This is a genomic window from Pseudomonas sp. BYT-1, from assembly GCF_023611805.1.
Classification (GTDB): Bacteria; Pseudomonadota; Gammaproteobacteria; order Pseudomonadales; family Pseudomonadaceae; genus Aquipseudomonas; species Aquipseudomonas guariconensis.
Window position 1 is genome coordinate 2,715,594 of the sequence record NZ_CP072559.1, and the last position, 12,415, is coordinate 2,728,008.

Consider the following 12,415-nt stretch of genomic DNA (forward strand, 5'->3'; position numbering starts at 1 on the left):
TACCGAATGCTTTCCTATCCCGTCGAAGGGTTAACCCCTGGGGTAGGGGAGACTGGCATTGTCCTCAGGCGAAGTCAGCACATTAGGATTCGTCTCATGGGGCGCCGGATGGCCTGGCCTTAACCTTGAGGCTTTGATCGACGCTTGCTCGAGCCGTGGACTGGCAAGAAGAGGAGCCAGACCCATGGGAGATGGCAGGCAGTATGCGTCGGAACTAAGGATCGTCTGATGTCCATTGGCCAGCTCGAATCTTAGATTCGGCGGATGAGATTAAAAAGCTACCTGTTGCAGATCAGCCCTTTGCTTTCCAGTCCCGAAGCCGTCCGCCGACTGCTTCGGGTGTTCGCGATCGTGCTGTCGGTCGGCATCCTCAGCGGTGCCTACAACTTCCTGCTGTTCACCTTCAATAACGACATTTCCCAACGCCGCGGCTACATGAGCAGTGCCATCGCCGAGGCGCACACCTTCTTCACCACCCGCGAAGCATTGCTCGAAAGCCTGAGCCTGTCGGCCGTGCGCAAGGGCTGGCAGGCCGAGCCGCTGGTCTACCTGCCGTCCTTCGAGGAGGTTCACCTGCAACTAGGCGATGCGGCCGGCAAGCAGTGGAGCATCTGGTTGACCCGACGCATGTGCGACTACCTCAGGGCACAGCAGGTCAGTCTTTTGTATGTGGGTAATGGGGCGCATGACCACGGCGTGCGCCTGTTCAGCCCGTCCGGCGCAGAGCCGGCGTTGCCTCGCCGCATCCTCGAGCAATTGCAGGCGTTGCGCGACGACGATGGCTCACCGCTACAAGAACTGTGGCTGACCGATCAGGATCAACAGGCCACGCACCTGTATATCTTCAAGCGCCTGGACGAAGAGGATGCCGACTCCGGCTGGCTGGGCCTGGAGATGGACAGCCGGGCCGTGTCGGCAGCGCTGAGCGACCAGAGCGCCGGCGAATTCATGATGCTCAACGCCGATGAAATGCTGGTGTTCAGCAACATGCCGGGCGCGCGCTTGAGCCGATCGCTGCTGGAGCGCCGGGGCGACAACTTTTTCGGTTTCGTCGGCGACGGCCTGTTTCCGGATCATCTGGTCATCCGCAAGAACCTGATGTCCTCGGACTGGCAGCTGGTCTATTCGATCGATCTTGTCGACGTATTGCAGGGGCTGTGGAAGCAGTTGCTCGGCACTTTGCTGTTCTGTCTGCTCAATATTTTATTGATCGTGCTGTTGCTGCGCCGCTTCGAGCAGCGCCTGATCACCCCGACCATCCATCGGATCCAGGCGCTGATCGAAAGTGAGGCGTTCAGCCGTGACGTGATCCAGGCCGCGCCGGTGGCGCTGTGCGTACTGCGCCGCAGTGACGGTCAGATGGTGCTGGAAAATTCGTTGGCCCAGCAGTGGCTGGGCAAGGGATTGGACCGGGAGATCCTCTGCCCAGGCTGGATCCGCCAGGCATTCGACGCGCCCGAAGCTCCCCATGGCGAGACCTTCGAGACCTCAAGCGGTCGTCACCTGCACCTTAGCAGTGTGCCCACCCGCTACAAAGGAGAGGATGTGCTGCTGTGTGCTTTCAATGACGTCACCGCCAGCAAGCAGGTGGAGGCGGCGCTCAAAGCGGCGCGCCAATCGGCGGATGCGGCCAACGAAGCCAAGACACTGTTTCTGGCCACCATGAGCCATGAGATCCGGACACCGCTGTATGGCGTGCTGGGGACGCTGGAGCTGTTGTCGCGTACACATTTGGATGCCCAACAGCGCGACTACCTGCAAGCGCTCGAAGGCTCTTCGGCCACCTTGTTGCAGTTGATCTGCGATGTGCTGGATGTCTCGAAAATCGAAGCCGGCCAGTTGGCCCTGGAGGTCAGTGAGTTTTCCCCGCTGGAGCTGGTGCACGAGGTGATCCAGGGCTACAGCGCCGCGGCCCTGGGCAAGGGCCTGGAGCTCTATGCCTGCCTCGATCCGCAACTGCCGCTGCGGCTGTTGGGGGATCGTGCGCGCATCCGGCAAATCCTGAATAACCTGCTGAGCAACGCCGTCAAGTTCACCGACTATGGCCGCGTTGTGCTGCGTGTGCGCCTGTCGCACCGGGAGGGAGAGCGTTCCTGTCTGCTGTGGCAGGTCGCCGACACCGGGCGTGGCATCGCCGAGGAAGAACACCCATTGATCTTCGACCCGTTCTATCAGACCGCAGGCAACATCCAAGGGGTGGCGGGTACTGGCCTGGGCCTGCCGATCTGCCAGCGCCTGACGCAATTGATGAACGGCCAGATGCGTATGGTCAGCGAACTCGGCTTGGGCACCAGCTTCACCTTGCTGTTGCCGCTGGAGGAGTCCTTGCGCACCCACGAGGCGGCTTTGCCCTGCAACCTGTTGGCCGAGCGCATCCATGTGGTGTCGCCGCTGCGCGAGCTGGCCGAGAGCCTGGCAGGGTGGTTGCGGCGCTGGGGCGCGCGGGCCCAGGTCGGGCAGCCGGTATCGATGAGTGCAGGCGGGGTCCTGCTCGAGGCGCATCCCGGCAGGTTGGACACTCAGCTGGTGCCGCAATGGAATGGACGCCGGGTATTAGCCAGCGCCGATGGCTGCAGCGAACCGCGCCAGGACGGCGAAAGCTGGCACGTCAACCTCAGCCACCTGGTCGCATTACACCAGGCCATCTGCCAGGCCCAAGGGCTTTGGGTGGCAGGTGATCAGACGCGCAGCGCTGGCCCGCAGATCCGCCACCTTGGCCTGAGCATTCTGGTGGCCGAGGACAACATCATCAACCAGTTGATTCTGCGTGATCAGCTCGAAGAACTCGGCTGCACCGTAGTGCTCGCTGGCGACGGCGAGCAGGCCCTGCGCTGCTGGGATCAGGGGGCGTTCGATGTGGTGCTGAGCGACGTCAACATGCCCCGGGTCAACGGCTACGAACTGGCCAGAACCCTGCGCCGGCGAGGCTGCACCGTACCCATCGTCGGTGCCACGGCAAATGCCCTGCGCGGCGAGGAGGAGCTGTGCCTGGCCGCCGGCATGAATCACTGCCTGGTCAAGCCCTTCACGTTGCAGACGCTGTACCACTGCCTGGCCGCCTACCAAGGAAACGCCCATGAGAGCCTTTGAAATCCTCATCGTCGAGGACCACCCGTTCCAGTGCATGTACCTGCAGCACCTGTTCAATGAACTGGGCGAGCTGCGTGTGGACACCGCCCGGGACGGCACCGAGGCGCTGTTGCGCCTGCAGCAGCGCGACTATGACCTGATCCTTACGGACCTGTTGATGCCAGGCATGGACGGTGTGCAGTTCATCCAGCACCTGGCAGCACTGCCAGGCAGGACAGGCCTGGCGATCATGAGCGCGGCATCACGGCGGATGCTGATGGCCGCAAGCTTGGCGGCCAAACATCTTGGCGTGGACGTGGTGGGGTTGTTGTCCAAGCCTGTCACGCCCGAGGCGCTAAGGGCTGTCGTCGAGCAACTGCGCGAGCAGCGGCGAACACCCGCCCATGCCACACCGCAGGCAGTCGATTATGACCGCCAGACTTTGCTCGAAGCCCTGAACAACCGGGCGTTCCAGGCCTGGTTCCAACCCAAGAAATCTTTGAGCACCGGCCGTATCGTCGCCGCCGAGGCCCTGGTGCGCTGGATACATCCCGAGCACGGTGTGCTGTTGCCAGGGGCATTTCTGCCAGCGCTCAGGGCCTTCGATCTGGAGGAGCGCCTGTTGTGGTCGATGCTCAAGCAGAGCCTGGACGCCCAGGCCCAATGGCGCGCCCGGGGTTATGACTTGCCCGTGTCGATCAACCTGCCGACCCACCTGCTCAACAGTCATGACCTGGCTGACCGTCTGCTGGAATTCGTATTGCACCATGGGGGCAACCCAGCCCGGATCTGCTTCGAGCTGATGGAATGCTCCGTTCCTGACGAGGTGAGCAACTACTACGCGGGCGCCTGCCGTCTGCGCATCAAGGGCTTCGGCCTTTCACAGGATGATTTCGGCAAGGGCTACAGCTCTTACATGAATCTGGTGTCTACGCCGTTCACCGAGCTCAAGATCGATCGCGCGTTGGTGCAGGGCTGCCACGAGAACGACAACCTGGCCTGCGCCCTGGCCAGCATTGTCGCCCTTGGCCGCCGGCTGGGCCTTAACGTGGTCGCCGAGGGTGTGGAGAAACCTGAGGAACTGGCTTTGCTGCGCCGGCTGGAGTGCAGCCATGTGCAGGGCTTCCTGATTTCCCATGCGGTGTCCCTGGACCAGTTCCTGCATTTGCTGAAGGTCGATGGACCGGCAATGAGCCATTAATCGGACCTGGCGCAACGCTCGCGCCTAGCTTAGGAGGTAGACTCCCACCCTTACGCGTATTGCTGGCCCACGGACCCTTTGATGAAACACTCCAACGCGCTTCTGGACAATCTCACCCGCAGCTCGTCGCGCCTGAGCAAAGGCATCATGGTGCTGCTCGGGGTGGCGGTGCTGCTGGTGAGCACCACCTATTGGTCGTTCCAGCGGCTGATCGAGGAGCACCACGACACGGTGCGTTTCCACTTCACCCGGCTGATGCAGAACATTCAGGAGCAGGAGCTGTTCCTGACCTCGCTGCGCCAGCGTAGCCTGCGCGGCGAGTTGATGCCCCGCGATGCAGCCCAGATGCCCGGGGTCGAGCCGCGTCAATGGGAAGGCGATGGCATGTACCGTGGTCAGGAGAATCCCTTCTCGATGCCGTTCAGTGTCAGGCTCGCCACTCATGCCGAGGACACTGACAAGGCCGCCCAGGTTGCCGTCCTCGCAGCGCACCTGAGCGCTTATTACAGCGCCTTTTGGGCCACTTCGCATTTCCAGTCTCCCCAAGCCTTCCTGTTCAATCGACAGGGCGATTTCGACGTGGCCGTGCCCGCGAGAGGTGAGCACAGTACCGGTACGGGTACACGGGAGCCAATCGGCCAGATGTTCGACATGGTTCGCGCCCAGGCACCACAGGGCGATGGCCCCGAGGTCAAGTGGCGCGCCTATGGCAGCCCCGGAAACGGGGTGGTTGCCGCGCGCGTGCTGGCCTATGCCAACCTCGATTTGCTGCCTGAACAGCTGCGCATCAAGGATTCCGGTCCGCACGCCACGGCTGCGGTAATGCTCGACCTGACCCATGCCAATGATTTTCAGCGCACCATGGACTGGTCGGTGTATGACCGTTTCACCTTGGTCACCCCGTCGGGGCAAGTGCTCTCGGGCATCCTGCGTCCCGAGATGACGTTGCATGAGGGGTTCAACCTCAAGTCCGACGGGCTGGTGTTCAAGCTGGTCAACCACGACGGGCCAGCCTGGACGGCGATCTACACCATCGGCTTCAAGAGCTTTTTCCGCTATGCGCTGGGTTCGTTGCTCAGTCTAGGCGCGGGGCTGGCCGGCCTGGGCGGCCTGGGTTGGGCGGCGAGCCGCTGGTATCGGCGCCAGGTGATCCTGCCGGCCAACCAGGCCCACGCCGCCATTGCCGAGAGCGAGGCCTTCAGCCGTGTGGTCATCGATACTGCCCCCACAGGGCTGTGTGTGGTGCGCCGGGCAGATCGCAAGGTACTGCTGGAAAACCAGCGCGCAAGGCAGTGGCAAGGGACCGCGGCGTTGGTGGCAGCTTTGGACCATTGGCAGGACAGCGGCGAGGGGGCCGAGCATGCGCTCGAGATCGAGGGACGGCATCTGCAGGTTGGTTTCGTCGCCACTCGCTACCAGGGCCAGGATGTACGGCTTTATGCCTTCAATGACGTGACGCGTCATGTCGAGGATGCCCGGGCGCTGGAAGACGCCCGGCGCACGGCGGCTGCGGCCAACGAGGCCAAGACACTGTTCCTGGCCACCATGAGTCATGAGATTCGCACACCGCTGTATGGGGTGCTGGGCACCTTGGAGCTGCTCGGCCTGACGCCGTTGGCGCCTCGCCAGCAAGCGTACCTACAGACCATCCAGCGCTCTTCGGCCACGCTGTTCCAGCTGATCAGCGACGTGCTGGATGTTTCGAAGATCGAGTCGGGGCAGATGGCCCTGGAGCCCGTGGAGTTCTGTCCACTGGAGATGATCGAAGACACCCTGCGCACCTATTCAGCCTTCGCCCAGCGTAAAGGGTTGCTGCTGTACGGCTGCACCGATGCCCGGCTGCCACAGCGGGTATTTGGCGACCCGATCCGGATTCGGCAGATCCTCAACAACCTGCTCAGCAACGCTATCAAGTTCACCGACAGTGGCCGCGTTGTGCTGCGTACCCGGGTGCTCGACTGCGCCGAGGGCCAGGTGCACCTGGAATGGCAGGTCGCCGATACCGGCATCGGGTTGTCCGACTCGCAGCAGGCCAGGCTGTTCGAGCTGTTCTATCAGGTGCATGGAGGCTCCAATGAGGGCGGCGCCGGCCTGGGCCTGCCGATCTGCGGATGGCTGAGCGAAATGATGGGCGGGCAGATGAAAGTGGTCAGCGAGCCGGGCCTGGGCAGCAGCTTCACGCTGCGGCTTGCCTTGCCGGTGGTGACGGACGCGTTGCCCTCGCTTACCGAAGGCGTGCCGTCGGCGATGCCGGTGTTCGTCCGCGCGCCGATTCCGGAGCTGGCGCAGCACCATTGCGACTGGCTCAATCGCCTGGGACTGCGTGCCCATCTGGCGCCCTCTACGTCCGCTGCAATTCCTGCGCGGGCGGTGCTGGTCGATGTGCTGCCCGATGAAACGGCGCCAGCTTGGCCTGGCCCGCGCATTCGTTGCCATGCTACCGACTCGGCGCAAGCCGGGCGCGGCGACTGGGACATGAGCCTGCACGATGTCCAGGCCATAGCCCGGGCGGTTTGTCGGATCAACCAGGGGCAGATGGAACCTGCTGTGCAGCGGCAGGCCGGCACCGATAACGAGCTAGGCTTGCACATCCTGGTGGCCGAGGATAACCCGATCAACCAGGCGATCCTCAAGGAGCAGCTCGAGGCGCTGGGTTGCAGTGTCGTGGTTGCACGCAATGGCGAACACGCCCTGCAGCTATGGCAGCCGGAAGTGTTCGACCTCGTGCTGACCGATGTGAACATGCCAGTCGTCAATGGCTATGAGCTGGCCACCGCACTGCGTGAACAGGACCCTGAGCTGCCGATCATCGGTGTCACCGCCAACGCGATGCGCGAGGAGGGCGCACGTTGCCTGGAGGTGGGCATGAATGCCTGGATCGTCAAGCCGCTGAGCTTGCAGACGTTGCGCAGCCAACTGCTCAAACTGTGCCGGCCACACTGGCAGGGCGACAAGCAGGAACCCGTGGTGCCGCAAGCCCACACCACGGATGAGCAGCACGAGGATGTGCTGGCGAAGCTATCGCCGGCCATGCGCGCCCTGTTCATCGAGACCATGACCCAGGACATCCAGGCACTGGAGACCGCCTTGGAGCAGGGCGACCTGCAGGCGCTCGGTAGACAACTGCACAGCATCGCCGGCGCGCTGGGCGCGGTACAGGCGACCAGCCTGGCGCAACATTGCATCGCGCTTGAGGTGTTGCTCGCCGACCAGGCGTTCGATGAGGCCGCACACCTACAGGTCCGAAAGGTCATTCAACGCTTGGCGGCAATGATCGACGCGCTCAAGTAACATTAACCAGACTGTTCATCCACTCGCCTGAGGCTTTATGGAAAAACTCAAGGTCATCATTGCCGACGATCATCCCATCGTGTTGTTTGGCGTTCGCGAACTGGTCGAACGGGACCCGCATTTTTGCGTGGTCGGGGAGGCGGTAAGTTCCAGCGCATTGATCGCTTTACTGCAGGAACAACCAGTCGATCTGGTGATTACCGACTACAACATGCCGGATGACTCGCCCTATGGCGACGGCTTGAAGTTGATCGACTATCTCAAACGGCACTACCCCGCAGTTCAAGTGTTGATATTGACGATGATATCCAGCTCGATGATTCTTGAGCGCCTGCACGAGTTGGGTGTGGTGGGCGTCATTCAGAAGAATCATCTGCACACCGAGATCGAGCGCGCGCTCAAGGCGATTCGCGGCAAACGCCCGTACTTGAGCCCTCAGGCGCCCAGAGCCTCAGTGGTTGATTCGGGGTTGGACACTGACCAGCGCCTGGAAACGCTGTCGCTCAAAGAACGTGAAGTGTTGCGCTTGTTCGTGGCCGGCAAGACCGTGGGTGATATTGCCCTTAGCCTCAGCCGCAGCCCCAAGACAATCAGTGCGCAAAAAGTCTCGGCCATGCGCAAACTTGAAGTCGATAATGACCAGGCACTATTGGCTTATTGCCTGGAGCGGCGTCTGTTTAATTGACGCTCGGCGGAGCTTATCAGGATCGTCTTATGGGGATAGGTGTCCGGGTTTATTAATGTGTTCTGGCAGTTCACTGCAGTACATTTCAACTAGGACATCATCATGAAAAACTATTCACTCGCCGCTTTGGCACTGTCGACACTCGTTACTTCCATGGGCACTTTGGCCGCAGGAGAACCACCGGTTCCTGTACAAGGTGGCAGCGGCAAGATCAGCTTCAGCGGCGTCATCAACAATGACGCGTGCTCGGTCGACGGCGCCAATGCCGATCGCGTGATCTCTGTGGATATGGGCAACGTTTCGATCAAAGACATGGGTAGCGCCGAAGCTCCAGCCTCGGGTCGTGTCACCAGCAAGGACTTCAACCTCAACGTCAACTGCAACCTGGGCACCAAGGTTTCCATGGTCTTCGACCCGACCATCCTCGGCGGCTCCGGTATCGTCACCGGCAAGGGCGTGCTGGCACTGACTCCAGGCAGTGGCGCAGCCAAGAACGTCGGTATCGCACTGCTCGACAGCACTGGGGCGAAGATCGACCTCAGCAGCAAGACCACTGCCACTATCCAGAGCGGCATGCATGGTGTCGGCGCAGCGGGCGGCGATGCCACCTTGAGTTTCTCGGCCGCCTACGTGACCACCGGCGCCGAGGGCACTGCCACCGCCGGTCGCGGTGATGCCACCCTGCCATTCATCCTGCAGTACGAATAAGCCGTCACCCAGGGTTCTGTACGCGCGAGGCCTCAGGGCCTCGCCGTCCGCTTAGATAAACGGGGTGATTGCACATGTTGACTCCCAGACTCATTGCCTGCCTGGGCCTGCTGGGCATGCTCCTAGCGCCTCCGGCGATGGCCGGCATTTCGTTGAGCGCCACACGTGTGGTGTTCGACGGCGCCCACAAGGAAGCCAACGTGACCGTGCGCAATGGCGGCCAGGACGTCTTGATCCAGTCGTGGATCGACAGTGACGACGACCAGCACCATACGGTCCCGTTCGCGGTGACACCGCCCTTGGCCAGGGTCATGGCCAAGCAGCAGCAATTGCTGCGAATCCTCTATGAAGGGACAGGCTTACCTCAGGATCGCGAGTCGGTCGTGTGGCTCAATGTCCAGGAAATCCCTCAGGCCAGCGAAAAGGCCAACACACTGCAACTGGCCGTGCGCCAGCGCATCAAGGTGTTCTTCCGACCGGCCGGGCTGCCTGGCGATGCGTTGCAGGCGCCGACGGAGCTGGGCTGGCGCGTGACCCGCGAGGGCGCCTCCACAGTCCTGTCGGTGACTAATCCGAGCCTGTACCACGTGTCGATGGCCGACCTCACGGTTACGGCCAATGGTCAGCGAACGCTGGCGGCCGATTCGGCGATGATCGCGCCCGGACAGACCCGGACCTTTGCCTTGGCCAAGGTTTTGGCCGATGCACCGGCGAACCTGTCCTTTCGCAGCATCAACGATTATGGGGCGCAGAGCGAGTACCACGCGGCGCTGATGCCGAGCACTGTGGTCAAGGCCAAGGCTGTCGAGCCCGCCGCTTCTTCTTAACACCCTCAAATATCTTGGGCGCATGCCGGCGCACGCGCGGCATCGCCGTGCCCGGTATTTGCCACGGATGAAAGGTTTCCACGCATGTTTCTGCCGTTCGACAACCGGGGATGCTTCCGTGCACCCGCGCCGCTCAAGCTCGCCGCCTTGTCTCTGGCCATTCACAGCGCCTGTGTACACGCCGATGCAGCTTCCCAGCAGGTTGCCGAACCGCAGTTGCTGGCCTTCAATACCTCTTTCCTGCAGGGCGCGGCCTCATCGGTCGATCTACAACTTCTGTTGGCCGGCACTCGTGTGCTGCCCGGTAGCTACCGTGTCGACCTGTACAGCAACCAAGTATTGGTCGGGCGACGGGACGTTGACTTTCAACGCAACCCCACCAGTGGCCGCGTCGAACCGTGCCTGACCGTCGAGCTACTCAAGCAGTTGGGGATCGACCTGGACAAGCTCCAGGCCCAGGCCAAGCTTGATCTTGAAAATGTTCAGGCCTGCCAGGACCTCTCAGCGCTCATCGACCAGGCCGCCGTGAGTTTCGATGCCAGTCGCTTGCGCCTGGAAATCAGCGTGCCGCAGGTGGCCATGCAGCGCGGTCTACGCGGCTACGTCGATCCGCAGCTGTGGGATAACGGGGTGCCGGCGGCCTTCGTCAACTACCAGATGAGTACCAGCCGCAACGCTGGCAGCACCGACACCCGCTACAACACCAACCTGGGCCTGCGCAATGGCATCAACCTGGGCGGATGGCGGTTGCGCAACGAGTCCAACTTCAGCAGCGGCACTGGCCGCCCGGACACCTTCAAAAGCAACCGCAGCTACTTGCAGCATGATGTCACGGCCCTGAAAGGACAGTTCAGCGCAGGGGACATCTTCTCCGATGCGCAGCTGTTCGACAGCGTGCGCTACCGGGGCCTGAAGCTTGAATCCGACGACGGCATGCGCGCAGACAGCGAGCGTGGCTATGCGCCGATTATTCGTGGTGTGGCGCAGACCAACGCAACGGTGGAGATCCGCCAGGACAATTACCTGCTGTACACCACGAACGTACCGCCTGGCCCGTTCGAGATCAGCGACATCTACCCCAGCGGCTCCAACGGCGACCTGCAGATCACCGTCATCGAGGCCGATGGCAGCCGGCGGGTGACCCAGCAGGCGTTCTCTAGCTTGCCGATCATGGTCCGTGAAGGGCAGGTGCGCTACAGCGTCTCGGCCGGTCGCTACAACAGCAACAGCGAAGGGCTGGCCACACCGCAGATGCTCAGCGCCAACCTGGCCTATGGCATCGACAGCAACCTGACCGGCATCGTCGGCGTCCAGGCCACCGATCAGTACAAGGCGCTGGCCTTAGGCGTAGGACGAAATACCTCGCTGGGCGCAGTGTCGCTGGACATCACCCATTCCAGCAGCCAGGCCCAGGGCGAGCGCAAGACGGGCAACAGCCTGCGTGCCCTGTATGCCAAGACCTTCACCGGCACGGCCACCAGTTTCACCCTGGCGGCTTACCGCTATTCCACCGAAGGCTACCGAACGCTGAGCAACCATATCGAGGACCTCAGTAGCGGCCCGCTGCTGCGCTCGGGGCACTCCAAGACCCGCACCGACTTGACCATCAACCAGAGCCTGGGCGCGGATCGACAACTGGGCAGCCTCTACCTGAACGCCAGCGACCAGCGCTACTGGAACCGCGGCGGATCGCGCAGCTTCTCGGCCGGCTATGGCAACAACTGGGGCGATGCCAGCTACAACCTCACCTGGAGCCAGACACAGGACCTGAGCAGCGGCGCTGGCGGCACCGACACCCAGGTCAGCCTGTCGGTGTCGTTCCCGCTCGGTACTCGCCCACGTGCACCGCGGGCGTTCGTCACCACCAGTTCGCAGAAAAGCGGCAACAACACCCAGGCCGGTATCAATGGCTACTTCAACGAAAGCGCCGACACGTTCTATTCGCTGCAGGCCGGCAGCAGCGATGGGGGCGGGCGTTCGGCCTCGGCCAACGTCAGCACGCGGACATCGGTTGCCGATGTCAGCGTCGGCTACAGCCAGGGCAGGGGGTACGACTCGCAGAGCCTGAACGTCTCAGGTTCAGTGGTGGCCCATCAAGGTGGCATCAACCTCGGCCAGACCGTGGGCGAAACCTTCGCGTTGGTGGAGGTTTCGGGTGTGCGTGGTGCCAAGATCAGCAGCTACAGCGGCGTCGAGACCGGGCGCAATGGCTATGCGGTGATCCCGAGCGCACAGCCCTATCGAGTCAACTGGATCAGCTTGGATACCCGAGAGTTGGGCGCCGATATCGAGATCGACAATGCCACCCAGCAACTGGTACCCCGGCGCGGCGCCGTGGTGCTGGCGCGTTACGCCGGCAAGACCGGGCGCCGCGTGCAGTTCGAGCTGTCCGACAGCCAAGGTGGCAAGATCCCGTTCGGTGCCGCGCTGGAAGATGCCGAGGGCAAGCAACTGGCGATCTCCGACCCGAGCGGCAAGGCGTTGGCCTTGGTCGAGCAAGAGCAGGGCAAGCTGACGATTCGCTGGGGCGACCAGCAATGTCAGGCATCCTATGCGTTGCCCGCGCGCGATAAGGCGCTGAACTATGAGCGTTTGCCATTGCGCTGCGGGCAGTAGGCGAGGGGCAGGTGAGAG

At 62.4% G+C, this 12,415-nt stretch carries 7 protein-coding genes; all 7 read left to right on the plus strand.

Annotated elements, in window-relative coordinates; genetic code table 11:
- Positions 1 to 264: 264 nt before the first annotated feature.
- The 7 genes from J5X93_RS12400 (at position 265) to J5X93_RS12430 (ending at position 12,397) form a co-directional block, all read left to right on the plus strand.
- Positions 265 to 3,090, plus strand: a complete 2,826-nt coding sequence (locus J5X93_RS12400; protein ID WP_182943248.1) for an ATP-binding protein — start codon at positions 265 to 267, stop codon at positions 3,088 to 3,090.
- Positions 3,077 to 4,270 (plus strand): response regulator cyclic di-GMP phosphodiesterase PvrR, encoded by a 1,194-nt coding sequence (gene pvrR / locus J5X93_RS12405; RefSeq protein WP_043213953.1) that lies wholly within the window; start codon positions 3,077 to 3,079, stop codon positions 4,268 to 4,270. Before J5X93_RS12400 ends, pvrR begins: the two co-directional genes overlap by 14 nt.
- An 81-nt stretch (positions 4,271 to 4,351) precedes the next feature.
- Positions 4,352 to 7,561: a hybrid sensor histidine kinase/response regulator gene (locus tag J5X93_RS12410; RefSeq protein WP_182943246.1), complete on the plus strand. Its 3,210-nt coding sequence runs from the start codon at positions 4,352 to 4,354 to the stop codon at positions 7,559 to 7,561.
- Between the two features lie 37 nt (positions 7,562 to 7,598).
- Positions 7,599 to 8,246, plus strand: a complete 648-nt coding sequence (locus tag J5X93_RS12415) for a response regulator (RefSeq protein ID WP_043213950.1) — start codon at positions 7,599 to 7,601, stop codon at positions 8,244 to 8,246.
- Between the two features lie 102 nt (positions 8,247 to 8,348).
- On the plus strand, positions 8,349 to 8,954 hold the full coding sequence (locus tag J5X93_RS12420; protein ID WP_043213948.1) for a fimbrial protein: 606 nt from the start codon (positions 8,349 to 8,351) through the stop codon (positions 8,952 to 8,954).
- A gap of 74 nt (positions 8,955 to 9,028) precedes the next feature.
- Positions 9,029 to 9,781: a fimbrial biogenesis chaperone gene (locus J5X93_RS12425; protein WP_182943244.1), complete on the plus strand. Its 753-nt coding sequence runs from the start codon at positions 9,029 to 9,031 to the stop codon at positions 9,779 to 9,781.
- A gap of 84 nt (positions 9,782 to 9,865) precedes the next feature.
- The gene (locus J5X93_RS12430; RefSeq protein ID WP_182943242.1) at positions 9,866 to 12,397 is read left to right on the plus strand and encodes a fimbria/pilus outer membrane usher protein; all 2,532 of its coding nucleotides are present in this window, start codon (positions 9,866 to 9,868) and stop codon (positions 12,395 to 12,397) included.
- Positions 12,398 to 12,415 lie beyond the last annotated feature (18 nt).